At 69.4% G+C, this 25,112-nt stretch carries 24 protein-coding genes and 1 pseudogene; 9 read left to right on the top strand and 16 right to left on the bottom strand.

Going from position 1 to position 25,112, the window contains the following annotated elements; all coding sequences use genetic code 11:
• Nucleotides 1–541 precede the first annotated feature (541 nt).
• Together nhaA and ACLQ3B_RS05535 are read left to right on the top strand one after the other, a co-directional pair.
• Nucleotides 542–1,828, top strand: a complete 1,287-nt coding sequence (nhaA, locus tag ACLQ3B_RS05540) for a Na+/H+ antiporter NhaA (RefSeq protein ID WP_425777902.1) — start codon at nucleotides 542–544, stop codon at nucleotides 1,826–1,828.
• A 70-nt stretch (nucleotides 1,829–1,898) separates the two neighbouring features.
• A complete protein-coding gene (locus ACLQ3B_RS05535; RefSeq protein WP_393362455.1) occupies nucleotides 1,899–2,345 on the top strand; it encodes a CBS domain-containing protein in 447 nt (148 codons plus the stop codon).
• A gap of 3 nt (nucleotides 2,346–2,348) precedes the next feature.
• On the opposite strand, the gene ACLQ3B_RS05530 is transcribed toward ACLQ3B_RS05535, so the two are convergent.
• The 4 genes from ACLQ3B_RS05530 to ACLQ3B_RS05515 form a co-directional block, all read right to left on the bottom strand.
• Nucleotides 2,349–3,638: an SLC13 family permease gene (locus ACLQ3B_RS05530; protein ID WP_425777900.1), complete on the bottom strand. Its 1,290-nt coding sequence runs from the start codon at nucleotides 3,636–3,638 to the stop codon at nucleotides 2,349–2,351.
• Between the two features lie 320 nt (nucleotides 3,639–3,958).
• Nucleotides 3,959–4,519 carry a GerMN domain-containing protein gene (locus ACLQ3B_RS05525; protein WP_425777898.1) on the bottom strand — a complete coding sequence of 187 codons (561 nt, stop codon included), beginning with the start codon at nucleotides 4,517–4,519 and terminating at the stop codon, nucleotides 3,959–3,961.
• The gene (locus tag ACLQ3B_RS05520) at nucleotides 4,516–5,871 is read right to left on the bottom strand and encodes a sensor histidine kinase (protein ID WP_425777896.1); all 1,356 of its coding nucleotides are present in this window, start codon (nucleotides 5,869–5,871) and stop codon (nucleotides 4,516–4,518) included. The genes ACLQ3B_RS05525 and ACLQ3B_RS05520 overlap by 4 nt, the downstream gene beginning before the upstream one ends.
• Nucleotides 5,868–6,557: a response regulator transcription factor gene (locus ACLQ3B_RS05515; RefSeq protein WP_425777895.1), complete on the bottom strand. Its 690-nt coding sequence runs from the start codon at nucleotides 6,555–6,557 to the stop codon at nucleotides 5,868–5,870. The genes ACLQ3B_RS05520 and ACLQ3B_RS05515 overlap by 4 nt, the downstream gene beginning before the upstream one ends.
• A 153-nt stretch (nucleotides 6,558–6,710) precedes the next feature.
• Between ACLQ3B_RS05515 and ACLQ3B_RS05510 the strand changes: the two genes are divergently transcribed.
• The 4 genes from ACLQ3B_RS05510 to ACLQ3B_RS05495 all read left to right on the top strand — a co-directional run bounded on the left by ACLQ3B_RS05510 (nucleotide 6,711) and on the right by ACLQ3B_RS05495 (nucleotide 8,754).
• On the top strand, nucleotides 6,711–7,127 hold the full coding sequence (locus tag ACLQ3B_RS05510) for an STAS domain-containing protein (protein ID WP_425777893.1): 417 nt from the start codon (nucleotides 6,711–6,713) through the stop codon (nucleotides 7,125–7,127).
• Between the two features lie 152 nt (nucleotides 7,128–7,279).
• Nucleotides 7,280–7,897, top strand: coding sequence for an STAS domain-containing protein (locus ACLQ3B_RS05505; RefSeq protein ID WP_425777891.1), 618 nt, complete (start codon nucleotides 7,280–7,282; stop codon nucleotides 7,895–7,897).
• A gap of 126 nt (nucleotides 7,898–8,023) precedes the next feature.
• A complete protein-coding gene (locus ACLQ3B_RS05500; RefSeq protein ID WP_425777889.1) occupies nucleotides 8,024–8,299 on the top strand; it encodes a GlsB/YeaQ/YmgE family stress response membrane protein in 276 nt (91 codons plus the stop codon).
• Nucleotides 8,300–8,454: 155 nt separating this feature from the next.
• Nucleotides 8,455–8,754 carry a BON domain-containing protein gene (locus ACLQ3B_RS05495; protein WP_425777887.1) on the top strand — a complete coding sequence of 100 codons (300 nt, stop codon included), beginning with the start codon at nucleotides 8,455–8,457 and terminating at the stop codon, nucleotides 8,752–8,754.
• An 88-nt stretch (nucleotides 8,755–8,842) separates the two neighbouring features.
• Here ACLQ3B_RS05495 and ACLQ3B_RS05490 read toward each other — a convergent pair whose 3' ends face one another.
• The 3 genes from ACLQ3B_RS05490 to ACLQ3B_RS05480 are packed head-to-tail and all read right to left on the bottom strand — an operon-like array spanning nucleotide 8,843 to nucleotide 11,645.
• A complete protein-coding gene (locus ACLQ3B_RS05490; RefSeq protein WP_425777885.1) occupies nucleotides 8,843–9,892 on the bottom strand; it encodes a PucR family transcriptional regulator in 1,050 nt (349 codons plus the stop codon).
• A 60-nt stretch (nucleotides 9,893–9,952) separates the two neighbouring features.
• On the bottom strand, nucleotides 9,953–10,741 hold the full coding sequence (locus tag ACLQ3B_RS05485) for an ABC transporter permease subunit (RefSeq protein ID WP_425777883.1): 789 nt from the start codon (nucleotides 10,739–10,741) through the stop codon (nucleotides 9,953–9,955).
• A complete protein-coding gene (locus ACLQ3B_RS05480; RefSeq protein WP_425777881.1) occupies nucleotides 10,719–11,645 on the bottom strand; it encodes an ABC transporter ATP-binding protein in 927 nt (308 codons plus the stop codon). Before ACLQ3B_RS05480 ends, ACLQ3B_RS05485 begins: the two co-directional genes overlap by 23 nt.
• 240 nt (nucleotides 11,646–11,885) lie before the next feature.
• On the opposite strand from ACLQ3B_RS05480, the gene ACLQ3B_RS05475 reads away from it, so the two are divergent.
• Nucleotides 11,886–12,776 (top strand): ABC transporter ATP-binding protein, encoded by an 891-nt coding sequence (locus tag ACLQ3B_RS05475; RefSeq protein ID WP_425777880.1) that lies wholly within the window; start codon nucleotides 11,886–11,888, stop codon nucleotides 12,774–12,776.
• A gap of 83 nt (nucleotides 12,777–12,859) precedes the next feature.
• Entirely contained in the window at nucleotides 12,860–14,374 is a 1,515-nt protein-coding gene (locus tag ACLQ3B_RS05470) for a hypothetical protein (protein ID WP_425777878.1), read from the top strand.
• Between the two features lie 233 nt (nucleotides 14,375–14,607).
• Here ACLQ3B_RS05470 and ACLQ3B_RS05465 read toward each other — a convergent pair.
• The 6 genes and pseudogenes from ACLQ3B_RS05465 to ACLQ3B_RS05440 form a co-directional block, all read right to left on the bottom strand.
• Nucleotides 14,608–15,011, bottom strand: a pseudogene (locus tag ACLQ3B_RS05465) (cation:proton antiporter); the annotation flags it as partial.
• A gap of 223 nt (nucleotides 15,012–15,234) precedes the next feature.
• Nucleotides 15,235–15,513, bottom strand: coding sequence for a BON domain-containing protein (locus tag ACLQ3B_RS05460; protein ID WP_425777876.1), 279 nt, complete (start codon nucleotides 15,511–15,513; stop codon nucleotides 15,235–15,237).
• A gap of 80 nt (nucleotides 15,514–15,593) precedes the next feature.
• Entirely contained in the window at nucleotides 15,594–16,022 is a 429-nt protein-coding gene (locus ACLQ3B_RS05455; protein ID WP_425777874.1) for a PRC-barrel domain-containing protein, read from the bottom strand.
• A gap of 193 nt (nucleotides 16,023–16,215) precedes the next feature.
• On the bottom strand, nucleotides 16,216–17,100 hold the full coding sequence (locus ACLQ3B_RS05450; RefSeq protein ID WP_425777872.1) for a glycine betaine ABC transporter substrate-binding protein: 885 nt from the start codon (nucleotides 17,098–17,100) through the stop codon (nucleotides 16,216–16,218).
• A gap of 81 nt (nucleotides 17,101–17,181) precedes the next feature.
• The gene (locus ACLQ3B_RS05445) at nucleotides 17,182–18,075 is read right to left on the bottom strand and encodes an ABC transporter permease (protein ID WP_238688368.1); all 894 of its coding nucleotides are present in this window, start codon (nucleotides 18,073–18,075) and stop codon (nucleotides 17,182–17,184) included.
• Nucleotides 18,072–19,319: a quaternary amine ABC transporter ATP-binding protein gene (locus ACLQ3B_RS05440; RefSeq protein WP_425777869.1), complete on the bottom strand. Its 1,248-nt coding sequence runs from the start codon at nucleotides 19,317–19,319 to the stop codon at nucleotides 18,072–18,074. The genes ACLQ3B_RS05445 and ACLQ3B_RS05440 overlap by 4 nt, the downstream gene beginning before the upstream one ends.
• 629 nt (nucleotides 19,320–19,948) lie before the next feature.
• Between ACLQ3B_RS05440 and ACLQ3B_RS05435 the strand changes: the two genes are divergently transcribed.
• A complete protein-coding gene (locus ACLQ3B_RS05435) occupies nucleotides 19,949–21,928 on the top strand; it encodes an acyl-CoA dehydrogenase (RefSeq protein WP_425777867.1) in 1,980 nt (659 codons plus the stop codon).
• Between the two features lie 29 nt (nucleotides 21,929–21,957).
• On the opposite strand, the gene ACLQ3B_RS05430 is transcribed toward ACLQ3B_RS05435, so the two are convergent.
• The 3 genes from ACLQ3B_RS05430 to ACLQ3B_RS05420 all read right to left on the bottom strand — a co-directional run bounded on the left by ACLQ3B_RS05430 (nucleotide 21,958) and on the right by ACLQ3B_RS05420 (nucleotide 25,112).
• Nucleotides 21,958–23,424, bottom strand: coding sequence for a metallophosphoesterase family protein (locus ACLQ3B_RS05430; protein ID WP_425778059.1), 1,467 nt, complete (start codon nucleotides 23,422–23,424; stop codon nucleotides 21,958–21,960).
• A gap of 130 nt (nucleotides 23,425–23,554) precedes the next feature.
• A complete protein-coding gene (locus ACLQ3B_RS05425; RefSeq protein WP_425777865.1) occupies nucleotides 23,555–23,893 on the bottom strand; it encodes an STAS domain-containing protein in 339 nt (112 codons plus the stop codon).
• A gap of 127 nt (nucleotides 23,894–24,020) precedes the next feature.
• The gene (locus ACLQ3B_RS05420) at nucleotides 24,021–25,112 is read right to left on the bottom strand and encodes a PP2C family protein-serine/threonine phosphatase (RefSeq protein WP_425777863.1); all 1,092 of its coding nucleotides are present in this window, start codon (nucleotides 25,110–25,112) and stop codon (nucleotides 24,021–24,023) included.

The following is a 25,112-nucleotide window of genomic DNA, read 5'->3' as shown; positions in this document are numbered from 1 at the left end:
CGGCCTCAATCCATGGCGTGCCGACAAGCTGGCCGTCCGCTACGAAGCCACCATCCAACTCGCCGCCATCGACGAATGGCTGTGACGGACTACAACACATGCCCTAGACCTGGGCACCGTTCCAGTGGAGGTCGCCGTCGGGCTACCAGTCGAACGGCTCGGTCACCGGCAGCGCGACCCCTTCGCGCCTCGGGAACTCGGCTGGGTCGCGCTTGCCCGCTGTACCCGCCGACGGGTCGAGGATCTCAACCATCAGCTCTTGATCAGTTCGCGCGGTCGGTGACGCCCGATCCGCCCGACTGGGCGTTACCGGCCGCACCTGGTCGCCCTGACCGAGCGTTTCACGCCAATCTTCGTGGTAGCGGTGGTGCTGGGTGTGGGGAACAGACGCCTGCGACTGATGCGCAGTGACGAGGGGCACCGCCGGCAGTAGGTGGTCCAGGCCGCTGCAGCGGTGGGCGCCGGTACGATAGGTTCCGGTGCGCCGGGAAGTCTGGTCGGCAATTGGCTCCGACCCGTCTTCTTGAAAGTTGGCCCGCTTGTGACGTCGAACCCTCAGTCACCCCCTCGTGTCCTGGGCCGCGGTTCCTGGGCCGAGGCACGTCGCATCGCCGACGTGCTGCGCAAGGAGACGATCGGCGGCGCGCTGCTGCTGGTCGGTGCCGTCGTGGCGCTGATCTGGGCGAACTCGCCGTGGGCGCACCGCTACCAGGCGATGACGGCGCTCACCGTCGGGCCGCACGCGCTGCACCTGGACCTGTCGCTGGCGATGTGGGCGGCCGACGGGTTGCTGGCGATCTTCTTCTTCGTCGCCGGTCTCGAACTCAAGCGCGAGTTCGTCGCCGGTGATCTGCGTGATCCCCGCCGGGCCGCGGTCCCGGTCGCCGCCGCGGTCGGTGGCGTGCTCGTGCCGGCGTTGCTGTACGCGGTGGTGAACTGGGGTGGCGCGGTGAAGGGGTGGGCGATTCCGACCGCCACGGACATCGCGTTCGCCCTCGCCGTGCTGGCGGTGATCGGCCGGCATCTGCCGAGCGCGCTGCGTACCTTCCTGCTGACCCTGGCGGTGGTGGACGACCTGCTGGCGATCGTCATCATCGCGGTCTTCTACACCGCTCACCTGTCGGTGCTGCCGCTGCTGGCCGCGGCGGTGCCGCTGGGCTTGTTCGCGCTGCTGGTACAGCGTCGGGTGCGCTCATGGTGGCTGCTGCTGCCGCTGGCGTTCGCGACCTGGGCGCTGGTGCACGCCTCCGGCGTGCACGCCACCGTCGCCGGGGTGCTGCTCGCCTTCGCCGTCCCGGTGCTGCGTTCCAGGAACGCCGGGCCCGGGCCCGGTCTGGCGGAGCACTTCGAGCACCGGTTCCGGCCGATCTCCGCAGGCGTCGCGGTGCCGGTGTTCGCGTTGATGTCCGCCGGGGTGGCCGTCGGCGGGCTGGACGGCTTGGCGGAGGCGGTCACCGACCCCGTCGCTGTGGGCATCATGCTCGGTCTGGTCGTCGGCAAGCCGATCGGCATCCTGCTCGCGACCTGGCTCGTCGCCCGGTTCACCCGGGCCCGGCTGGACGCGGGGCTGGCGTGGATCGACGTGGCTGGGCTGGCCGTGCTGGCCGGTATCGGGTTCACCGTCTCGCTGCTGATCGGCGAACTCGCCTTCGGCGTCGGCAGCGACGCCGACGGCCGGGTCAAGATCGCCGTGTTGGCGGGTTCCCTGATCGCCGCCGCGCTCGCCATGGTCATCTTGCGAGTGCGCAACCGCGTGTACCAGCAGATCTACGAGGCCGAGCAGGTCGACCGTGACCGTGACGACGTTCCCGACGTCTACCAGCAGTAGGCCGGCCGCGGGTGGTCTGACACGTGGCATCAGCGCGGTCGGGGCGGCAGCCCGGGCGTATCGTCGGTGCATGCGCGCGAGCGACGTGGCGATCCAGATGGAAACCGTTACCGAGGACATGCCGGCACGGGAGGCCGCGCGGATCCTGGCGGCGCAGGACCTGCCCGGCCTGATCGTGGTGGACACCATGGGCCGTCCCTCGACGGTGCTGGCCGGCACGCAGGTGCTGCGGATGGCGCTGCCGTCCTACTGCCAGGACGATCCGGCGCTGGCCCGGGTGATCGACGAGGCCGCCGCCGACGTGATCCTGGAGGGCATCGGTAACCGCACCGTCGCGGACCTGCTGCCGCGCAACCGTCCGGGCCTGCCGGCGGTCAGCGCCGACGCCACTCTGCTCGAGGTCGCCTCGGTGATGGCCCGCTCGAATGTGCCGCTGGTCGCGGTCGTCGACGGCAACCGGGTGATGACCGGCGCGATCACCCTGGACGGGCTGCTCGACCGGATGCTCGGCACCTGAGCCTCAGAAGAACCGCAGCCACAGATACGGCACCGCGATCGCCACCGAGATCACGGTGACGATCAGACCGTACTTGGTGAACCCCCAGAACGTGATCTTGTGCCCGGCGCGGTCGGCGATACCGAGCACCACCACGTTCGCCGACGCGCCGACGGCAGTGGCGTTACCGCCGAAGTCAGCCCCGATGGCGAGAGCCCACCAGAGCACCTGAGCCTTGCCGAGCCCGCCTTCGGCGTTCACCAACTCGCTCACGATCGGGCTCATCGTCGCCACGTACGGGATGTTGTCCACGATCGCCGACAACCCGGCCGATGCCCACAGCAACAACATGGTGGCCGGCCACAGCTTGCCCTCGACGGCCTCGGTCGCCGACCGGGCGATGCTGTCGATCACCCCGGTGGCGACCAGAGCCCCCACCATGATGAACAGGCCGGCGAAGAACACAAGCGTCGGCCACTCGACCTCCTTGGCCACGTCCTCCGCGTCCAGTCGGGACAACGCCAGCAGCAGCAGGCCGCCGAGGATGGCCACCACCGACGGCTCCAGGTGCAATACCGTGTGCAGACTGAACGCGACAAGAACCGCGCCGAGGACCACCAGGCTGATCACGACGAGGCGGCGGTCGCGAATGGCGTCCGCCTCCCGCAGCGCCATGATCCGGGCGGCGCGCTCGGCGTCGTAGCGGAACGCCTTGCGGAACATGATCCGGCACAGGCCGATGAACACGACGATCACGATCAGCACCAGCGGGGCCATGACGTTCAGGAAGTCGGTGAAACTCAACCCCGACCGGCTGGCGATGATGATGTTCGGAGGGTCGCCGACCAGGGTGGCCGCGCCACCGATGTTGGACGCCATCACCTCAGCGATCAAGAACGGGACCGGCGGCACACCGAGCCGCTCGCAGACCAGCAGCGTCACCGGCGCTACCAGCAGCACTGTGGTGACGTTGTCCAGTGCCGCCGACACGATGGCGGTCACCACGACCAGGATGACCATGATCGGGAACGGGCGGCCTCGGGCCTTCTTGGCGCTCCAGATCGCCAGGTACTCGAACAGGCCGGTGCGTTTCAGCACGCCGACGATCAGCATCATCCCCAGCAGCAGGAAGATGACGTTCCAGTCGATGCCGGCCTCTTCGGAGAAGAACGCGTGCTCGGCGTCGGTGGCCCCGATCGCCAGCATGATCGACGCCCCACCCAGGGCCACCGCCACCCGGTTGATCTTCTCCGTGGCGATGAGGACGTAGGCGGCGACGAACACGGCCACCGCGATCCAGGCCAGGGTGCTCATTCGGCGCTTCTCCTGTTCTGGTCAGCCGTCATCGCAACGCCGACCAGACTTCCCGGCACACCTGAGATCAACCTATCAGCCTGGTCGGTCGGCAATAGGCGTGCCGCCCCTGGGCGAGAAGTGGCTCCCCTGCGGTGACAACCTCGCTGCCGGCCACGGGCTGGCGGGACAAGCGCCCCGGCCGGCGGGAGCGCCAGGTCCTTTCGATTGCAGCTGGGCGGTGAGCGAGTGAGCGCTGCGTGTACCGCCTTCGTCGGCCGCCATCCCGGCAGTGGCCAGCTCACCCCGGCAGTGGCCAGCTCACCCCGGCAGTGGCCAGCTCACCGTGGGCTGATCAGTGGGGCGTAGTCGGTGCGGCTTAGTGGCTGTTCGGACAGTGAACCGTCGGCGCGGGGCACACCCAACGGTCTGCCGTCGCGCAGGAATGACACGCTGGTGACGTCATCGCGGCTGGTGAGGGTGCAGACGATCTGCCCGAAGGCGAGGACCTCGTCGCTGCGTCCGGCGTCATCAGCGGGTCCGTCGACCGCGACTCGGGCCTGGGTGCCGGTCAGCGTCGCACCGGCGGCGTTGACCGCTCCCGGCAGTGCGCTGGTCAGGTCGGTGTCGCGTTCGGCCTCGGTGGGTCCGGCGAGCAGGTGCCGCAGGTGGTCCTCGATGGTTGGTGTGCGGTCCACGCGCCGGAGCACCGGGACGATCCGATTGTCGCGAACCAGGCAGAGGGTCTCGGTGGCCAGCCCGACCGGCGCGGTCTCGGCGGGAGCGGGAGTGGGGAACGGCCCGCGCGGCGGCTGCACGGCGCGGGGTGCGTCGTCGGTGGGGATGCCACAGCCGCTCAGCAGCGCGACAAGCCCCACGGCGAGGAGATGGCGGCGGTTCACGTCAGGCTCACCGGCAGCGTGACGCGGAAGCGGGCACCCCCGCCGGGGCGGTCGGTGACCGTGACGTGTCCGCCGTGGGCGGCGGCGTGCTGGGCGACCAGTGCGAGGCCGAGTCCGGTGCCGTCGCCGGCACCCCGGGTGTGGGCGGCTCGCCCGCGGAGGAAACGGTCGAAGATGACCTCTCGGTCCTCGACGGGCACACCCGGGCCCTCATCCTCGACTTCGATGACGCCCGCGCTGCCGTCGCGGTCGAGCAGGACGCCCGTCGGACCGCCCCCGTAGGTGACGGCGTTGTCCAACAGGTTCGCCAGCACCTGCGCGACACGCCGTCGCTCGACCAGCCACGTCGCGGACACCTCCGGTGCGACGCGGACGATCGACGCGGGCAGGTCCAGGGCGTGGCAGGCGTCCCGGGCCAGTGCCACCATGTCCACGGGGGCACGGTGGGCGGGCTGGTCGCTGCGGGCCAGGTCGATCAGATCGTTGACGAGGCGCTGGAAACGGTCGATCTCGTCGGCGACCAGCCCCGCCGCGATCGCCGTCCGCTCGTCCTGCTGTTCGCGACGGCGGGCCAGGACACTGGCCGCGGCGGCGAGGGTCTGCAACGGGGAGCGCAGCTCATGGCTGACGTCGGCGGCGAAACGACGGTCGCGCTCGATGCGCTGCGCGAGGCGGTCGACCATCTGATTGAACGAGGATGACAGCCGGGTCAGGTCAGGGTCGCTGGCTGTGTCGAGGCGGGCGGTGAAATCGCCGCCGGCGATCTTCTCGGCGGCATCAGCGACGGCCGTCAGCGGACGCAGCCCGTGCCGGGTGGCGTACCAGCCGAGGGCCGCGCCGGACCCGGCGACCATGATCGCGACGGTGGTCAGCGCGAGCGCCAGGACCTGGAAAGTCTGCTCCAGCTCCCGCAGCGAGTTGACCTCGAAGTACGTCGCCGTCGCCGAGAGGGGCACGCCGACGACCAGTGCGGATTGTCCGTCGACGCGGACCCGCTGCACCGCCGGCTGCCCGGACGCCACAAGACGTCGCAAGTCGACGGGGATAGCCGCGGTAGGGCCGGGATCCGCGGTGCGCGCGTACCACTCGCCGTTGAGGTGCAGGACCGGGCGGCGGCCGCCACCGGTGTCCAGCGACCGGAGCACCTGTACGACGTCGGGGGTGTCGGTGTCGATCCCGGCACGGACGACTGTCGCGTCGAAGTACGCGGCGCGCAGGGCCGCGCGTTCCCGCTCGTCGATCAGGGAGCGGCGGGTCAGCTCGTACGAGACCAGGGCCATCGACGCGGCGAGCAGGAGCGCTCCGACGGCGAACGCGGCGGTCACCCGGGTACGCAGTCCGAGGCGTCTCATCGCTGCAACTTGTAGCCCAGGCCCCGCAGGGTGACCAGGTGCCGCGGGTTCGCCGGGTCCGACTCGATCTTCTGCCGCAGCCGGCCGACGTGCACGTCGACCAGCCGTTCGTCTCCACTGTCGTACCCCCAGACCCGTTCGAGCAGTTGCTGGCGGGACAGCACCCGGCCGACGTGCTCGGCCAACTCGCACAACAACCGGAACTCGGTGCGGGTGACCGGTACGGGTTGGCCGGCTCGGCGAACCTCTCCCCCGTCCGGGCTGATCTCCAACTCGCCGACGACGAACGCCGGCACGGGCTCCGACGCGTGCCCCGTGACGCCGTTTCGGGCCCGGCGGCGCAGGGCGCGCAGCCGAGCGGTCAGTTCCTTGATCGCCACCGGCTTGACGACGTAGTCGTCGGCGCCGGCCTCCAGAGCGGCGACGATGTCGTGCGTGTCGTCGCGGGCACTGACCACCACGATCGGTACGTCGTCGTCACGACGCAGCTGCCGAATGCATTCGAAACCGTCGAGGCCGGGCAACATCAGGTCGACCAGCACGTAGTCGGCGGGATCGCGGCGCTGCGCGCGCAGACCCTCCTCGGCCGTGGCCGCGCCCACCGCGTCGTAGCCCTCGTCCTCCAGTGCGAGCAACAACGCCAAGCGGATGCGGTCGTCGTCCTCGATCACCAGTACGGCCGTCATACCCGCATCATCCCCAGCCGATCGGCCCGCTGGCCAACCGTGGCAGCCGCTTGGCTGTTTTGTCACGGAACTGTCACAGATCCGCGTAGTGGCCGCCAAACCCGCCCGGCAGGGTGACAGACGACCTGATCCGCGAGGGAGAGGAGTGTGGCTGTGACCGGGCCACTGGCACCCACGCCGTGCACGCTGCCGCTGGTCGAGGTGTGCGTCACCGAGTTCGACCTGGCCTGTCTGCCGGCGACCGGAGCAGTGTTCGACCGCCTGCTTGCCCTGCATCCCGCACAGGTGGTGGTCGACCTGTCCGGGTGCCGGCACATCGATGCCGCCGCCATCGGCCTGCTACTTGATGTGCACCGGCGGCTGGCCCGCGCCGACGGGGTCCTCACCATCCGCGATCCGAACCCCCGCATCCGGCGCATCCTGCACACCGCCCGCCTGCACCAGGTCCTGCCGGTCGTCGACACTGCCCCATCGTCGCCGCCTGGCACCCCGCAGGGCGGGCAGGCACCGGCCCGCACACCGCCGACGCTTGTCGCTCATGGTCGCGCCTCGGCAAAAGTCGCTCACTGACGACCGCCCGGCGGGCTCCCCTGCCCACCATCGGGCGCAACAGCTATCAGCGCCGGAAACGTCAGGCTCGAGAGCCGGGCCTCGGCATCAGCTCTGCACGATCGCCGTGTCCCACCCCATCGGTAGACATGGCTCCAGGAAGGACCAGCAGAATGACCGTTGTCCCGGACGACCACCTGATGACCCTGATCTGCGACACCTGCGGCGACACCGTCAAGGCCACCGCGTGTGTGCTCCCCGATGCCGAGGTCGTCTGGACCCTGGTGTCCGAGCAGGGCTGGAGCGGTTCCCCCTTCGCTACCGGCCCGCACCGCTGCCCGCACTGCAGCCTCCTCCCGCTGCCTGCTGGCGGCCAGGCGTCGTGTGGCGACCACGGTCCGGGCGGCATCCTCGGCATCGACCACCTCGACGACGTGACCGTCGTCGCCGCGACAGGTGACGTCGATCTCGACACCGGGGACAACCTGCGCACCGCCTTGCGCCATGCAGCCGACATGGGAGGAAATGTCGTTGTCGACTTGAGCCAGGTGCACCTCATCGACTCCACCGGCCTCGGGCACCTCGTCCGCGCCCACCGCGACGCCCGCGACCGCGGGGTCACGCTCTGCCTGGCCGCGCCGTCGCGGTTCATCCGCACCGTCCTGCACACGATGCGCCTGGACGGAGCCTTCCCCGTCTTCGACAGCCGCGACGACGCGCTCGCCAAACTGTCTGAGGGTTCGGCGTCGGAGTGCGCGACCGCCATCGCGGCGACCGCCGCGGGTTCCTGATCGATGCCGCCTCCGGCGCCAGAAGGAGCTAGCGACCTGTCGAATGCCCACTGGTCGGCACCGAATTTTCTAGCCGACCGACACCTGCCGTAGCACCCCGTCTCGAAGAACGTCCGAGGAAAGCCCATGAGCATCGCTGGCCTCGTAGCCGCGCTCCTCGTCGGCGTCGCTGCCGGCCTGCTCGGCAGGCTCGTCATTCCAGGACGCCGGGAGGCCCCGGCCTGGCTGACCGTGTCCGTCGGGGTGGTCGCCGCGCTGGCGGGCACCATCGTCGCTCAGCTGGCGGGCGTCGATACCAGCACCCTCAACCTCTTGGCCCTGGTCATCGAGGTCGGTTTCGCCGGCAGCGGCGTCGTACTCGTCGTCGCCACCGCCAAAATCGACCCATCCGACCCGCCATGATCCGGAACGACACGGCGCCCGCACCACAGAAGTTCGATGTGGACGGACAGCATGAGTGAACCCTCATGACTCCCACCGCTTCTGACCGATCCCGGAGCGTTACGGGCTCGCCGTCCCCGGTTCCCCCGGGCCTCGCCACAACCTAGGAGCTGACCGTGTACATGCCATGGCCACTACCCGATGAGAACTGGTTCGCCGACACGTCGAACCAGCCCGAGCCGAACTGCGAGGACCTGCGGATCGAGGCGCTTGTCGCGCAGCGGCTGAGCATCGACTGGACCACGCGGCGTCAACAGATCACCGTCTCCGTGCAGAACCGGGTCGTCATCCTCGCCGGCGTGGTCAGTGACGCGAACGCGCGGCAGGTCGCGGCCGAACTCGCCTACGACGTGCCCGGCGTCTTCGACATCTGCAACATACTGCGGCTCAGCGGCCCGCGGCGTAGCCGCTGGTGACCAACGATCATCGGTGACGCCGGGGTACCGGATGTCCACGAAGACCCGTCGACCAGGACGATGCCGTCCTGATCCGGACGTTCGTGCGCTAATTCGGCCAGCCGAGTAGTCGAGCGCCGAGTGCGGCCGTTTGTAGCGTGAATCGTTGGGTCGGCTCGCCGGGGTGGTAGCCGGTCAGGTCGCGGATGCGGTCGAGTCGGTAGGTGATCGCGCGGACGGACAGGTGCATCTGCCGGGCGGTCGCGGTGTGGTTGCCCTGGTTGTCGAAGAGCACGGTCAGGGTCTCCAGGTAGGGCTCGGCACCGCCGCGTGCCGTGGTCAGTGGCCCGAGGACCGTTGTCACCAGGTCGGTGATGGCGTCGCGGTCTCGCAGGAGCACGGGGAAAACCAGCAGGTCGGCGGCATTGAGGATGGGTGTGGTGAAGCCGAGCCTGACGGCGTAGTCGAGGGTGTGACGGGCCTCGTCGAGCGACGTGGCCAGGCCGTGGATCCCGGGTTGGGTGCGGCCGACGGCGATCTGCCAGGTGCCCGCGCCGAGTTCGGTGAGGAGCAGGTGGGCGAGTTCGGCCGCGATGCCGCGCAGGCCGCCGGCGCTGATGCACACCACGTCGCCGTCGCGGAGGGTGGTGAGGGTGTTGCCTTCGCCGAATCGGGAGGCAAGTGCGGCATCGATGCGGTGCGTGATGCCGGGAGTCAGGCCGGCCGCACGGGCGATCAGGACGGTGTGGGTGGCCGACAGGCGAATCCCGTATCGGTGTGCGCGCTCGGCCAGACCGCCCGGGTCGGCCCGGCCGGTGAGCAGGTCGTTGACGAACGCGGCACGTTCGTTGTCGTGGCGATCCAGCTCGGCGCGGTTCTGCCGGGTGTACCCGTCCACGGCGGCGGTGAGCAGGACGCGGGCGGTGTCCAGCAGTGTCTCGGCGCGGGAGTGCACGGCCGCGGCGGTGTCGGTCGACGCGACCAGGGTGGCGCTCCAGTGGGCAGTGGCGGCATCCAGCAGACCGGTAACAAGCTCCCGCAGCTTCAGCCCCTCATCCGCTGCGCGGGCACCCAGGTTGACCGCTGCCTGACGCCGGGCACTGGCCGGGACGTACAGCAGCTCCTGGCAGTTGGCCGCCAGCCAATTGGACTCGCTCATGGGCTGTTCCTTGTCGGCGTGCTGGTCGCCGCCCGTCACCGGAGGCCACCAGCCTCAGGTTTACACACCGATGTCGCGGCGGTCGAACGCGATGACTCCGGCGGCCGTGGTTGCGGCACCGAGGAGTACGAGGGCGAGAAGCTCGGGCAGATGCCAGCCGGTGTGCAGCGGGTCGGTGCCGATGAAGTAGTGAAACGGTGACAGCCAGCGCACCCAGTGCCACCCGTCGAGCATGCCAGCGATGGCGTTGGCCATGTAGGTGGCCACGGCGAGGCCACCGGTGATGGCAAGGACCACAGCTCGCTTCCCGGTGGCGGCCCCGATGAGGAAGGCGATGCCGGCGAAGCTCCACACCAGGGCGACCAGGCCGGCGGACGCGGCGGCGACGTTGGACAGGGAGATGTCCATGCCGATCCAGGGGACGATGATCATCAGCAGGATGCCGGGGATGGCGGCGATCCCGGTGAGCGCGCTGCCGGCAGCGGCTACCCGTTGCCAGGCGAAGGTGGCTCGCGAGACCGGGTTGGCCAGCATCAGCTCCATGCCGCCGTCCTCCTCTGGCCGAGCGATCGTGCGGGCGGTCAACGTGACGGCGCACATCAGGACCAGCAGTGGGCCGACCAGGCTGAAGATGGTCGCCTGCAGATACCCGGCGGGCGACAGCATGTCAGCGATGCCGAGGAAGTCCAGCATGCCCTGGGGCAACGCGTCCTGCTTCAGCTCCGCGGCACCCTGGAACTGGCTGTAGAACGAGGTGTAGATGGCGGTGAAAGCGGCGACGCCACCGGCCCAACCGAACAATGCCAGGCGGTCGTCCCGCCAGGTCTTACGCACCAGCGCGGGAAGCATCGCCGGCTCCTTCCCCGTGGTAGTAGAACGACAGGAACGTCTCTTCCAGGTCAGGTTCGGCCGACAACATGTCCACGACCTCATGACGCGCTGCCGCCTTGATCAGCGGGTCGATGCGGCCGTCGACAGTGCACTTCAGCACCGGGCCGGACACCACCACGTCACTGACTCCGGGCAGGACGCTGAACTCGGCCGGGTCCACCGGATCATCGAAGTGAATCTCGACGGCGCGGACCGCCCGCTTCCCCAGTGACTCAACCCGCTCGACCGCGGCCAACTGGCCGTCGCGGACGATGGCGACCCGGTCGGCGACCTGCTGCACCTCGGCCAGGACATGAGAGGACATGAAGACCGTCTGCCCGGCACCACTGGCGTCGCGGACCATGGCCAGGAACTCCTGCTGCATGAGTGGATCCAGCCCACTGGTCGGCTCGTCCAGGACCAGCACCGCCGGCCGGTGCATGAACGCCTGCACCAACCCGACCTTCTGCTTGTTGCCCTTACTCATCGTCCGTACCGAACGCGAGAGGTCCAGGTCGAGCCGCTCCGCGAGGTCGGTCACCTGCGACCAGGCCACGCCGCCGCGTGCTGCGGCGAAGAAGCGCAGCAGGTCTTCCGCCTTGTCCCGCCCGGGAAACACGAGCTCGCCGGGCAGATAGCCGATCTGACGGTGCAGTGCGGCCTTGTCCTTGCGCGGGTCGAGCCCGAGCACGGTCGCGTGTCCACGAGTGGGGCGCAGGAAGTCCAACAGCAGCCGGATCGTGGTCGTCTTCCCAGCTCCGTTCGGTCCCAGGAATCCCACCACCTCCCCGGCGCGAACCTCCAGGCTGAGCCCCTCGATACCGCGACGCTGACCATAGAACTTGGTCAGGTCCTCGGTGAGTAGGGCGATGTCGCTTGTCATGCCCACATCGTCGCCGGCCGCCGGCCCGGCATCCAGGTCAGCATCCGGCCGACAAACCGCCGACGCCGTTGCCGGACACCGGAAACCAACAGGCATGGGCTGCGGCGGGCGGCGGTTGGCCGCCGTCGACGGCGCCGGGTGGGGGATTCCTCGGCGGCGAGCACGGGAGTACGGTGAGTTCTGGTGCGCCGGGAAGTCTGGTCGGCAGGTCATCTCGTGCTGCGGCTTCTGGAGGCTCCGATGGGCGTTTCTGCCCTGCGCACCGAACATCTGTCCAAGCGGTACGGGCGGCTTCTCGCCCTCGATGACCTCACCCTCGACGTCGCGGCCGGCGAGGTTTTCGGGTTCCTCGGCCCCAACGGTGCCGGAAAGTCAACGACGATCCGGCTGCTGCTCGGCCTTGCCCGACCCACCTCCGGACGGGCGTGGATCTTCGACACCGACGCCGCCGATGTCGCCGCCGCCCACCGCAGGCTCGCCTATGTGCCGGCGGATGTGGCGCTGTGGCCACGGATGACCGGCGCCGAGGTGCTGGACCTGCTCGCCCGCATCGGCCCCGGCACCGATACCGCCTATCGAGACGAGCTCATCCAACGGTTCGCGCTGGACGTGTCCAAACCGGCTGGCACCTACTCGACGGGCAACCGGCAGAAGGTCGCTCTGATCGCGGCGTTCGCCACCCGGGCGCCTCTGCTGGTGCTGGACGAGCCGACCAGCGGTTTGGACCCGCTCATGGAGCTGCAGTTCCGGCAGGCGGTCGAGGTTGCCCGCGACAACGGGCAGACGGTGTTCCTCAGCTCCCACCAGCTCGCCGAGGTCGAGGCCGTCTGCGACCGCGTCGGCATCCTGCGCGCCGGTGAACTGGTGGAGGTGGCGTCCGTCGCGCAGTTGCGCCGGCTGCACCACACCGAGGTGGTCGCGACGTTCGCCGGAACGCCACCGGACCTCGCCGGTGTCCTCGGTGTCGACGGCTTGCACACAGACGGCGCCGCGACCGTGCGGTTCACCCTGAACGGCTCCCCCGCCGCGGCGTTGCGCGCCCTGGCCGACGCTGACGTGTCGACGATCGTCGTCCGGGAGCAGAGCCTGGAGGAGATCTTCCTCGCCTACTACGGGCAGAACGCCCGATGATCGCGGCCACGGCGGCAGCAGCCCGCCCGCAGCGTGTGCTCAGAGGGCTCGCGGTGCGCCAGGTGCGCAGTGGTGCCATGGTCGTGACCGCTGTGTGCGCGGGCATGTCCGCCCTGGTGGTGGTCGGCTACCGCAGCGAGGCACTGGACCCGGCGGCCCTGGCGGCGCTGGCCCGCAACCCCGCGATCCGCACCCTGTTCGGTGAGCCGGTCGCCCTCGACCAGCCGGGCGGGTTCACCGTGTGGCGCACGGGCACCGTCCTGGCCGTCCTGCTCGCTGTGTGGGTAATGCTCGCCGCCACCCGGATCACCCGAGGAGAGGAGGACGCCGGCCGGTGGGGCCTGCTGCTGTCCGGCGGCATCACCCTCGCCGAGGCGGTCCGCCAGCACCTCGGTGTCCTGGCCGCCGTTCCGGTCCTCGTTGGAGCGGCGACCGCCGCGGCGATGATCGCTGCGGGCGTGGACGCTGCGGGTTCGTTGTTGCACGGCACCGGCCTCGCTGCCGTCGGGCTCTTCTTCGTCGCCGTCGGAGGCGTCACCGCGCAGCTGTTCGTCAGCCGGTCGGCGGCCAACGGTGTCGCGGCAGCCGTCCTTGTCGTCGGGCTCCTCACGCGGATGGTCGGCGACGGTCTGCCTGCACTGGCCTGGCTTCGGTGGCTGTCCCCGTTCGGGCTCTTGGCGCTGACCCGCCCGTTCGACGTCAATCGTGGGCTGCCGGTGTCGGTGCTGACGTTTGCCGCGGTGCTGCTACTGGCCCTCGCCGGTCGGCTCGCGGCTCGGCGTGACGTCGGCGCGGCGATCCTTGCTACGGCCGACAGCCGGCCGGCGCGTACCGCGTTGCTCGGTTCGGTGCCCGCCTTCGCGGTACGGCGTACGACGCGGCCGCTGGCCGCATGGTCGGCCGGGATCGGCGCGTATTTCCTGCTGCTGGGTCTGATCGCCCGGTCCATGGCCGAGTTCCTGACCGGCAACCCCGAGTTCGCGACGATGGCGGCCCAGGCTGGCTTCCCGGCACTCGGCACGGTCGAGGGCTACGCGGCCACCCTGTTCGCGCTGCTGGCCGTTCCGGCCGGGGTGTTCGTCGCCGTGCGGCTCGCCGCCGTCGCCGCGGACGAGAATGCCCGGCGTCTCACCCTGCTGCTGGCCGCACCGGTGACCCGAGTACGGCTGTTGGCCGCCGAAGCGGCCGTCGCTGGCTGCGCCGCGCTGGTCCTGATCACGGTGGCGGGCGTCGCCATGTGGGCCGGCACGGCCACTGTCCATGCCGGCCTCTCGGTCGGCGAGGCGCTCGCCGGGGCCTGGAACGTCCTGCCGGTTGTGCTGCTGTGTCTGGGAGCTGCCGTTCTGGCGCTCGGACGGGCGCCGCGCGCCGTCGCGGCGATCGGCGCTCTTCCGGCCGCTGGCGGGTTCCTGTGGCAGGTCCTTGCCGACAGCATCGACGCGCCCCCCTGGATCAGGGCGCTGTCGCCGTTCGCGCACCTGGCGGCGGTACCTTCCACCGCACCCGCTTGGCCAGCAGCGTCGGTGATGGCCGGCATCGCCGCAGCAGCAGTGGTCGCCGGCGCGATCGGCTACCGCCGGCGTGACCTGTGTGCCTGACCGACGATCAAAGACGCTCGGGTATGCGCATTCAGACGTCGCCTTGTCGGCTGCGTGGTCGTCCTTGAGCGCGAGCCATAGCGTGGGAGCGCGACCTTGCCATTCCCGTCCGACCATCGGGTCAGCTCCATCGGGTGCTGGTTGGCCCCTCGCGTTCGGCGTAGACCTCGGCGGCGGCGCCACGGTCATCGGCCACCGCTGCCGCCGTGTGACCCTGCGCTGCCTGGACTGGGCTACTCGGCGTTCGGCTGCCCGCCGGCAGCCTCACCGTCGCTCCTCGTGACGGTTGGCGCGGCAGCCGCCGGGGGGTCGCCGGCAGGCCGACGCGAGACCGCTTTCCTGCGACGCACCGGCCGTACCCGCCGCAGCGCCTCGTGCCGGTTGGGCGTGTCGCGGCTGTCGTCAAAGCCTGCGCGATCACGACGTCGGTCGAGGAGTGCGCCAGGATCGAGATGACGATCGTCAACGCGACCAGGTGAAAGACCTCGTCGGCTGCGACGATGCCGGATTCGATCACCAACAGGCCATAGACGACCGAGGCGAAGCCCTTGGGCCCGAAACACATGGCGGCCGCCTGCTCCCGCAGGCTCAGCCCGGAGCGCAGGAACGATATCCACAGCGCGATCGGGCGGGCAACAGTGGCCGGCATGCAGGTTGCCCGGGACAGGCGCGACCCCGCGGCCAACGACAGACCGCCCAGCACGGCCACCGGTCGGCCGCAGGAAGGCCCCTGACGACATCCGCGACGGCCGCCGGTAGGCCGAGGGGGCCGGTCCGGTTCCTCCGTGATCAGACCGGCCGCCCCACCCGCATGTACCCGGACGGGACACCCGTCGCCAGCGTGTCCGCCGGACGACCGTTCACCGCTCCAACGGTCGTAGCCGGTTGTTGACGTCGTGCACTCCCGCAGTGCTCCAGGCGCGCGCGTGGGCCTCCCTGCTCACGTCGGCGCACGTGACCACGCCATCCAGGATGACCACGCGGTTCTGCACCTCGATGCAGATGCGTTCGTGACGCAATCGCGGATCGCGCTGCATGCTCTCCAGCAGCCGGCAGGCCAGCCGGGCATCATCAGAGGCAGGCTGGACCTGGATCAGCGATGGAAAGTCGTCGGGTAGAAACCAGGGGACGTAGGTCATGACGTTTCCTCACAGGTGATCCGGCGTTTCGGCGGCCGTGTCCAGCCGCCGAACACCGGCCGGTCGGGGGTACCCGGAACTCAGCGTCGGGTCGGGGGCGCCGGGTACGGCGGAGCGACCCCACTCGGGCTGAAGAACGGCGCGTAGCCGTAGTACCAGTACACGTCCTCGTAGTAGCCGGCCTCCTCGACGACCTCCGGGTCGTACGTCGGGGCCTGCTCGATCTTCTCCCGGGTCAGGTCGACCCGCACGTTGTCGTCGGTGACGCCGCTGACCGCCTCGACGGGGAGGAAGGTGGCGGTGGCGCCGATGCCGAGAACTCCTCCGTGCTCGACACGCAGGAACCGCACCTTGTGCTCCTCGCGATCGATCAGCAGGTCATCAACCTTGCCTAGGTCGTCACCGTCGACGTCGAGGACGCGCCGGCCGCGCACGTCGTGCTCGGCATCCGCGATCGTCTGCCCGGAGTCACTGAGCTTGACCAGAATCGCCGTCATGTCGTGTTGCATGAGCTGCTCCTTCCGTAGCGTCTGATTCTTATTCGCTACCCAAGGGAGGGCCGGGACTAGACGACGAAACGATGACGGTTGCTGCCCACTTTGGTGACGGCTCGCCGTGCCCGTTCGTGACGGGCCGTCGAGCGACTGGCGGAGACGACGTGGGGCCCCGCCGAACCGGCCGGGCCCCACGAGTCATGCGGTTTCAGGAGAGAGTGTTGAGATACTCCGGGTTGGCCTTCAGCCACTCCTTGACGGCCTTCTCCTCGTCGCCCTTGTGGGTGTTGAACATCAGGTCCTCCAGGGACGCGAGCTGGTCACCGTCCATCTTGAACTTTTTCAGCATCGCGGTGACCTCGGGGAAGTCCTTGCCGAAGCTGGTACGGGCGAGTGTGCTGATCTGCTCGGCCTGGCCGAGGGTGCCCTTCGGATCGGCGAGGTCCTTCAACTCGTACTTGGCGTAGGCCCAGTGCGGGTGCCAGAGGGTGACCACGATCGGCTTCTTGTCGGCGATCGCGCCGTCCAGGGCCGCCAGCATGGCCGGAGTGGAGGAGGTCTTCAGCTTCAGCTTGCCGTCCAGGCCGTACTCGGGGATGACCTTCTCCTGGGTGGCCTTGGTCAGGCCGGCGCCCGGCTCGATGCCGATGATTTCCCCGTCGAAGCTGCCGGCCTTGCCGGCCAGGTCAGCCAGCGAGTCGACGCCCTCGACGTATTTCGGCACGGCGATGCTGAGGCTGGCGTCGTCGTACCAGACGCCGAGCTTTTCCAGCTTGTCGCCGTACTTCTCCAGGTAGGAGGCGTGCGTCTGGGGCAGCCAACTGTCCAGGAACAGGTCGATGTCGCCGTTGGCGAGACCGCCGTAGACGAGACCGGCCTCCAGGTTCTTGAGTTCGACCTCGTAGCCCTTGTCCTGCAGGATGTCCTGCCACAGGTGGGACGCCGCGATCGCCTCGTCCCAGGCCATGTAACCGATGGTGATCTTCTTGCCGTTGTCGGACGCGTCGTCCTGCTCGCCACAGGCGGCAGCGCCGCCGAGGGCAAGGGCGGCGGTCACCGTGAGCGCGAGGGTGCGCTTCAGTGTCGTGAACAAAAGGGTTGTCCTTCCTCTTTTGGGTATGCCGGCGGACCCCGTGTACGCGGGAAAAAGGGGTTGTCGGCGGAGATTGATGGATCAGGCGGCCTGCCGCGCGAGACGTTGCGCCCGGGCGGACGGGAAGCGGTCGCCCGCGGAGTCGGTGAGCCGGTCGAGTACCACGGCGAGGATCACGACGGCGATCCCACCTTCGAAGCCGCTGCCTACCTCGACCTGGGACAACGCGAACATGATCACGTCGCCGAGGCCGCCGGCACCCACCATGCCGGCGATCACCACCATGGACAGGGCCAGCATGATGACCTGGTTGACACCGGTCATGATGGTGGGCAGTGCCAGCGGCAGCTTGGTCCGCAACAGCACCATCCACGGCGGCGCACCGAACGACTCGGCGGCCTGGACGATCTCCTTGTCGACCTGGCGCAGACCCAACTCGGTCAGGCGCACCCCGGGTGGCATGCTGAAGACCAGGGTGGCCAGCACGCCCGGCACTGTGCCGATGCCGAAGAAGAAGATCGCCGGAATGAGGTAGACGAACGCGGGCATTGTCTGCATAAGGTCCAGCACCGGCCGGGCCACCGCGGAGGCCCGCTTGTTCTCGGCGACGAGCACACCCAGCGGGATAGCCATCAGCAACGCCAGGGTGCTGGCCACGAGCACCTGCGCGAGCGTGCTCATGGTCTCCTCCCAGTACGGCATTCCGGCCACCAGACCGAGGCCGACCGCGGTACCGAGGGCGAACTTCCACCCGCGCAGCCACCAGCCGAGCCCGGCGAGCACCAGCACGACCACCACCGCCGGTACGCCGGTGAGCAGGTCGTTGAGCGGTCGCACCAACGCCTCGACCACCGCGGCGACACCGTCGAAGAACGGGCCGAGGGTGGCGGTGGCCCAGTCGACGGCGGACTCGGTCCAGGCGCCCAGCGGCACCCGAGGCAGCCAACTGTCCAACGGCGACTGCGTCAGGCTCATGTCGACGCTCCCTTCGTTCCGATCAGTTCCACCTGGTCCTGGCCCTGCGTCGGCTCGTCCGGGGTTGCGGCGGCCAGCGCACTGAGCAACGTGATCCGGGGAATCACCCCGATCAGCCGGTCACGCTCGTCGAGAACGGCCACCGGGTGCTGACTCTCCGCGCAGTCGGCGAAGAGGTCCGCCACCGAGGTGTCCGCGGTGACCGTGCGGACCCGCTCGCTCGACACGTAACCGTCGAGGTGGGGGCGACCCTCGCGGAGCGCCCGCAACACCTCCTCCTCGGTGACAGTGCCGAGGAAGCGCTTCATCGGTCCGGTCACGTAGACGACCGAGGTTTGGCTTTCCCGCAACGCCTTGGCGGCGACCCGGGGACCGGCGTTGACGTCGAGCACCTGCTGGGGCTTCTCCATCACCGACGCGGCGGTGAGGATCCGGGTCCGGTCGACGTCGGCGACGAACTGCGCCACGTAGCCGTTGGCCGGGTCGGTCAGGATCTCCTCTGCGGTGCCGATCTGAACGATCCGACCGTCGCGCATCACCGCGATGCGGTCGCCGAGCCGCATGGCCTCGTTCAGGTCGTGGGTGATGAAGATGATCGTCTTGCCCAGTTCGGCCTGAAGCTCCAGGAGCTGGTCCTGAATCTCCCGGCGGATCAGCGGGTCCAGCGCCGAGAACGCCTCGTCCATCAGCAGAATCTCGGTGCCGGCCGCGAGCGCGCGGGCCAACCCGACCCGCTGCCGCATGCCGCCGGAAAGGTCATGGGGCAGGTTGTCCGCCCACTCCGTCAGGCCCACCATGCGCAGCGCGTCCATAGCTCGCTCACGCCGCTCGGCCTTGGGCAGCCCGGCGACCTCCAGCGCGTACCCGGCGTTCTCCAGCACCGTTCGATGCGGCATGAGCGCGAAGTGCTGGAACACCATGCTGATCTTCTCGCGACGCAGCTTGCGCAGCGCCGCCGGCTTGAGCGTGGTCAGCTCGACCCCATCGACCCGCACGCTGCCCCTGGTGGGCTGCAGCAGGCCGTTGAGCATTCGGATCAGGGTCGACTTTCCGGAACCGGAGAGGCCCATGATGACGAAGATCTCACCTGGGCGTACCTCGAAGTTCGCATCGATCACCGCGGCCGTGGCCGGCAGCCCGGCGAGCGCCTCCGCGCGCGGCTTGCCGTCCGCCAGGCGTCGTACCGCTTCGTCAGCCCGGCTGCCGAAAATCTTGTAGAGCGACTGCACTATGAGCGCGGACACGATCCCCCTCTCGACGGAAACCGGCGGGCGTATCGCATCACCGGCGCCATCTTCGCGTCTCTTCGTCGATATCAACATCGATCACATTCCGCGGGTCACATAGGCCCGGCGGCGAAACCTACCGACGCCCTCGCCACAAATCCAATCGGTGCCGCAGAGTTGTGGATATGCACACAAAAATTCGCGAGCCCCGGTGCCGGACTGGTCGTCCGGCAGATGTTGCGCAACCCATCGTCCGGCAGCGGTCCGACCGGGCAGGATTGGTGCAGCCTGCGCCGATCGTCCCGCTGGAACGCCTCCCACCAGCGGGTCGACGCCCGACCAAGAGCAGTTCCAGAATTTGTTGAGGTTGATAGGAAATTGTCACAAGACTGTCATATTCCATCGTGACTCGATCGCGTAATCTCATCTTCGGTGCAGTGCCGCGGCTTCCGATCGCGGCCGAGTTCGAGGACACCGTCCCCCATTCATCCGACACCCCAAATCGTCGTGAGGAAGCGATCAGGCAGGCGTGGGGTCAGGTGATTGGTGCGCCCTCTCACCACGGTCTCCCTCAGCGACTCACCGAGGCGTCGGTATTCTTGATTGGGCACTGCCGACACCATTGCCCGTCAGCTGAGGGGGGAACCATGCTCAACCACATCGACCTCGCTCGCCTGCGCGACGTGCTCGACGGACCGTGGGCCAGGGTGCGCAACGCGCACCGGGAGCACCTCGACGAGCGCTTCCTCCCGGTGTACGGCGAGACCGGTGACCAGGCGCGGGAGCGGATCTCCCGGTTGCTCACCGAACTCCCCGCTGAGCTGGGCATGGCGTCGGCCTTCCCGACCGAGTACGGCGGCAACTCCGATGTCGGCGGCTCGATCATCGCCAGTGAGATGCTGGCGCAGGTCGACCTGTCGCTGATGGTCAAGGCGGGCGTGCAGTGGGGTCTGTTCGGCGGCGCTGTCGCGGCCCTCGGCACCCGACGGCACCACGACGCCTATCTGCGGGACATCATCTCGGGCACGATTTTCGGCTGCTTCGCGATGACCGAGACCGGGCACGGCTCCGATGTCCAGCAGCTGCGCACCACCTGCACGTACGACCCGCGGACGCAGACCTTCGATCTGCATACCCCGCATGAGGCGGCTCGGAAGGACTACATCGGCAACGCCGCCCGCGACGGGCGGATGGCGGTCGTCTTCGCGCAACTGATCACGAACGGGCACCGGCACGGCGTACACGCGTGGTTGGTGCCGATCCGCGACGCGCAGGGCAACCCTCTGCCCGGCGTGCGCATCGGTGACGCCGGGCCCAAGGCCGGCCTGCTCGGCGTGGACAACGGGCGGCTCACCTTCGACCACGTGACGGTGCCGCGGGACATGCTGCTGGACCGCTACGGTCAGGTCGCGCCGGACGGCACCTACTCCAGCCCGATCGAGAACGACTCCCGGCGCTTCTTCACCATGCTCGGCACCCTGGTCCGCGGCCGAGTGAGCGTGGGTGGCGCCGCGTCGGCGGCCACCAAGTCGGCGCTGACCATCGCGGTGCGCTACGGCGACATCCGCCGCCAGTTCGGCACACCCGATGCGGAGCGGGAGGTGCTGCTCAATGACTACCTCGCCCACCAGCGCAAGCTGCTGCCCGCCCTGGCCACCACGTACGCGCTGCACTTCGCGCAGACCGCGCTGGTCGTAGCGCTCAATGAGGTGCAGGGCGGCGACGGGCCGGTCGACGAGCACCGGCAACGGGAGCTGGAGTCCCGGGCCGCCGGTCTCAAGGCCGCGCAGACCTGGCACGCGACCCGCACCATCCAGATGTGCCGCGAGGCGTGCGGCGGCGCCGGCTACCTGGCCGAGAACCGGCTACCCAGCCTCAAGGCCGACACCGACGTCTTCACCACCTTCGAGGGCGACAACACGGTGCTGCTGCAACTGGTGGCCAAGGGACTGCTCACCGGTCACCGGGACGCTTTCGGCTCGCTGGACGGGTGGGGGCGCGCCTCCTTCGTCGCCGAGCAGGTCCGCGAGATGGTGCTCGAACGCACCGCCGCGCGGTCACTCATCGAGCGACTGATCAGCGCCGTGCCCGGTCGCGACGACGAGGTAGCCGTCACCGACCGCGGCTGGCAGCTCAAAGCCTTCGAGGACCGCGAGAGGCACCTGCTCGACGGCGCGGTCCGCCGCCTGCGCAACGGCGCGGCCACGAAGAAGGACCATCCCTTCGACATCTTCAACGACGTCCAGGACCACGTCCTGACCCTCGCCGCCGCGCACATCGACCGGATTACCCTGGAGGCGTTCGTCGCCGGCATCGACGACACCACCGACCCGGTGGTCCGAGCGCTGCTCTCCCGGGTCTGCGATCTGTACGCGCTCAGCGTCATCGAGGCCAACAAGGGATGGTTCCTGGAGCACGGCCGGCTCACACCGGCCCGCTCAAAGGCGATCACCGCCGTCGTGAACGGGCTACTCAAAGAGCTACGCCCGAACATGCGGACGCTCGTCGACGGTTTCGCCATCCCGGACGAGTGGCTGCACGCCGCGATCCTGCGCGAGGAACCCCACCGGCAGGAGACCACGATCGCCCACGACGCCGCCGGTGATCCGCAGGTGGTCCCGGCCTAGGCAGGATGACGCCGGGGTGGCTTTCGAAGCTAATTGTTGGCGGGAGTGGCGGACGGCGCAGCCGGATTCACTGGCGGTGTGCCGTCGACCACCTTGCGGTTGAGACTCACCTGCGCGGTGCCGGCGCCGCCGACCTGGATGTCGTCGTACGCCTGGAGCTGGTGATCCGCGCCGAGGTAGAGCACCGACATGACCAGAGGCAGCGGTTCGTCACCTTCGAGTCCGCGCAACCCCGCCCCGCCGGTGGAGCCCTGCACCGCCAGCCGGGTGGTGACCGCCCCGGTCGGCTCCAGCGTGGTCACCTTTCGCTGGTGTCTGTGGCCGGCCAGGACCAGCGGCGTGGCGCCGTTGAGCGCGGTCGCTGATGCGGGGTCGTGCACCAGTGCGATGTCCACCGGTCGGTCCAGTGAGCGGATCGTCGCGGCGAGCTGCTCCCCAGTGCCCTCGACCGTCGCCGCTGGCTCCTCCCAGGGCCCGGCCTCGGTCTCCTGCTTGTCGGGCGTGAACCGGGGGTCGCCGATGCCGGCGATCGTCACTCCGGCGACCGTCGTGACGGAGTCGTCCAGGACGACCGCGTTCGGCTGGCTGGCCACCGCCGCGGCGGTTCGGGGTGAGTCGTGGTTGCCCCGGACGTAGACGTAGGGCACGTTGAGCTGGCCGATCATGGAAACGTACGAGGTCTCGGGTTCGCTGCCCCAGTCGGTGATGTCTCCGGTGTCGACGACAATGTCGATGTCGTACTGCTCGACCACGGTTTTGATCATTGGCCAGGCGGCAGGGTTCAGGTGCAGGTCCGAGACGTGCAGGATCCGGGTGGTGTCGGGCGCAGCCTGGTAGATCGGCAGGGTCGACACGGTGGCGTACAGCTCGCCGACGTTGCCGACGAGGCGTTGGAGTTGCTCGGCGTAGCGGTTGTAGTCATCGGCGATCCGTTGCGCGTCACCGATCAGTGCCGGGGCGTTGACCAGCAGGCCCTCGTATCGGGGTTCGGCCAGCGCCTGCGGTCGTACCGTCAGGGCGGCCGTGCCGAGGGTGCCGCCGGTGATCAGCAGGGCGAGACCACCCGACCAGGCGACGCGGCGCACGGACCGGAACGTCAACCCCGCGAGCAGCATCGACGCGAGGACCGACACTCCGAGCGTACGAAGCCCGAGGCGGACCAGGGCGTCGCGGATGTCCTCAGGTGCCGTGGAGCCGGCGTGGGCGAGGCCGGCGGGGTCGTCGAGCAGAGCCTCGGTGCGTCGCTGGTCGAGCGAATCGAGGCGGACGGTCAGTCGCGCGGGGCCGTCGTGGCTGTCGAGGAAGAGCGACCCCAGCGGGGGTATGGCGATCTCCGTGCCGCCCTCCGTGGATGGGGTCACCTGGAAGGCGACCCGAAACGGCCCGACGTCACTGGCGCCTCTGGCGCCGAGCAGGGTGCCGATCGTGATGCCCGTGGCGGTGACGGCGACCAGCGCGACCACCGCCAGGACGCGGCCTGCCCACGGCGAGCGCATGATCTGGCGCGGCCGAACGGCCGCGTGTCTGAGGCGTTCGGCCAGGGCGGCGCGACGCGGAGGGGCCGCGTCCGGGGGCGGAGTCACGAGGGGATCCGATCTCTGGGCTGGGCCGAGGGGACGGCGGGGGTCAGTTCGAGGGGGCGATCTGGTCTTCGGCCCCTGCGCCCAGCAGGCCGAGCAGTCCGGCGGCGAAGAGCTGCCGCCGGACGACAGACGAGAGGTTCTCCAACCGCAGGGCGCCGCGGCGCACGGCGACCGCGCGTTGGCACGCCACGAGCGTTCCCATGCCGGTGGAGTCGATGAAGGTGAGGTCAGTGACGTCGAGGGTGACGTCTCGCACCGAATCGGACGCCAACGCCGCAATGACCGCGTCGTGCACGAGTCCGCTCGTTGCGAGGTCCATCTCCCCGCCCAGCCGGATGCGGGTGGCGGTCCCTATCTGCGTCGTGTCGACTGTCAACTCCAACGCACGACTCCTAACCGTGGCAGCGTCAGGTGAAACATGCATGGATGCAATGAATTGTTTTCGCAGGCCAGCCTATCCGCTGCCGGAGACGTGTCCAAGGTCGCCAAGCGCGACGCGTGTTCGTCTCTCATTGGGCCGCTGGGCTGCGCTCGGCCAGCAGGAGTGCGATGTCGTCGTGTGGTTCGCCGCCCACGTGCCGGTGCACGGCGTCCCAGACCGCGTCGAGGCACCTGTCCACCGACGGCTCGGCCAGACACGCCCTCAGCGCGGGCATCGGAAAGAAGCGCCGTCGGCTGTCACGTGCCTCGAGCAGCCCGTCGGTGAGCACCAGCAGCCGGTCACCGACGTCCCAACAGCAGACGTTCGCCGGTGTCCGAGGCCCACCCAGACCCAATGGTCGATCCGGCGCAGACACCGTCAACTCCTCCAGTTCTCCTCCGGAGCGGTGCCGCAGGATGGGCGCGGGGTGACCGCAGTTGACGGTCCGGATCTCACCTCCGCGGAGCTCGACCAGGACGGCGGTGACGAACGTCGCGCCACGGGCGGGAGTCGGCTCCCGAGCGACGAGATCGTCCAGGTCGCGCGCCACCTGCGTCAGGTCGGGCCGAACGATCGCCGACTGCCGGAACGCCCCCGCCACCGCCGAGGCCAGCCGCACCGCGGCAAGTCCCTTGCCGCAGACGTCACCGACGATGATCCGCAGCCGGTCCTGGTCGGCCACCACCTCGTACAGGTCGCCGCCCACGCCGGCCTCCTCGTAGGCCGAGACGTACCGGGCGGCCAGCTCGACTCCGGCCGCGTACTGCGGCGGTTCGCGCAGGATCGCCGCCTGGGTGACCCGCACGATCTCGGCCATCCGGCGCAGACGCTCCTCCCGTCCCGTTCGGGCCCGCGCGACGTACACCGCCATCAGGCTGACCGTGATGACCACCGCCACCCGCAGCAGGTGATCGAGACTGCCGAGCATCCCGCTGGGCAGCCCCGCCCCCACCGCTGCCGCAGTCGCGGCGGCCGACACAACGGCGGTGCGGCCAGGGCTTTCGACGGCGGCGGCGAACAGCGGGGCGAGGGCCAAAAAGCCGATGAGTACGGCATGGGTGCCCGCCGCTACGTCGATCAGCAGGACCACCGCGATGAATCCGATGGCCAGCCGCACCCCGAGCCAGCGGGTCCAGCGGCCCGGCTGCGCGTCAGCGGCGGAGGAACGGGCGGCCGGCAT

Origin of the sequence: Micromonospora sp. DT53 (assembly GCF_049841535.1) — a bacterium.
Classification (GTDB): Bacteria; Actinomycetota; Actinomycetes; order Mycobacteriales; family Micromonosporaceae; genus Micromonospora.
This window is presented reverse-complemented; position numbering and strand designations above follow the sequence as displayed.

What these genes read in the sequence shown, in the direction of transcription:
- ACLQ3B_RS05535 (WP_393362455.1), top strand. Translation starts at nt 1,899, where the DNA reads ATGCGCGCGAGCGACGTGGCGATCCAGATGGAAACCGTTACCGAGGAC.
- ACLQ3B_RS05530 (WP_425777900.1), bottom strand. Translation starts at nt 3,638, where the DNA reads ATGAGCACCCTGGCCTGGATCGCGGTGGCCGTGTTCGTCGCCGCCTAC.
- ACLQ3B_RS05520 (WP_425777896.1), bottom strand. Translation starts at nt 5,871, where the DNA reads ATGAGACGCCTCGGACTGCGTACCCGGGTGACCGCCGCGTTCGCCGTC.
- ACLQ3B_RS05515 (WP_425777895.1), bottom strand. Translation starts at nt 6,557, where the DNA reads ATGACGGCCGTACTGGTGATCGAGGACGACGACCGCATCCGCTTGGCG.
- ACLQ3B_RS05505 (WP_425777891.1), top strand. Translation starts at nt 7,280, where the DNA reads ATGACCGTTGTCCCGGACGACCACCTGATGACCCTGATCTGCGACACC.
- ACLQ3B_RS05500 (WP_425777889.1), top strand. Translation starts at nt 8,024, where the DNA reads ATGAGCATCGCTGGCCTCGTAGCCGCGCTCCTCGTCGGCGTCGCTGCC.
- ACLQ3B_RS05490 (WP_425777885.1), bottom strand. Translation starts at nt 9,892, where the DNA reads ATGAGCGAGTCCAATTGGCTGGCGGCCAACTGCCAGGAGCTGCTGTAC.
- ACLQ3B_RS05485 (WP_425777883.1), bottom strand. Translation starts at nt 10,741, where the DNA reads ATGCTTCCCGCGCTGGTGCGTAAGACCTGGCGGGACGACCGCCTGGCA.
- ACLQ3B_RS05480 (WP_425777881.1), bottom strand. Translation starts at nt 11,645, where the DNA reads ATGACAAGCGACATCGCCCTACTCACCGAGGACCTGACCAAGTTCTAT.
- ACLQ3B_RS05475 (WP_425777880.1), top strand. Translation starts at nt 11,886, where the DNA reads ATGGGCGTTTCTGCCCTGCGCACCGAACATCTGTCCAAGCGGTACGGG.
- ACLQ3B_RS05460 (WP_425777876.1), bottom strand. Translation starts at nt 15,513, where the DNA reads ATGACCTACGTCCCCTGGTTTCTACCCGACGACTTTCCATCGCTGATC.
- ACLQ3B_RS05455 (WP_425777874.1), bottom strand. Translation starts at nt 16,022, where the DNA reads ATGCAACACGACATGACGGCGATTCTGGTCAAGCTCAGTGACTCCGGG.
- ACLQ3B_RS05445 (WP_238688368.1), bottom strand. Translation starts at nt 18,075, where the DNA reads ATGAGCCTGACGCAGTCGCCGTTGGACAGTTGGCTGCCTCGGGTGCCG.
- ACLQ3B_RS05435 (WP_425777867.1), top strand. Translation starts at nt 19,949, where the DNA reads ATGCTCAACCACATCGACCTCGCTCGCCTGCGCGACGTGCTCGACGGA.
- ACLQ3B_RS05430 (WP_425778059.1), bottom strand. Translation starts at nt 23,424, where the DNA reads ATGCGCTCGCCGTGGGCAGGCCGCGTCCTGGCGGTGGTCGCGCTGGTC.
- ACLQ3B_RS05420 (WP_425777863.1), bottom strand. Translation starts at nt 25,112, where the DNA reads ATGCCGGCCGCCCGTTCCTCCGCCGCTGACGCGCAGCCGGGCCGCTGG.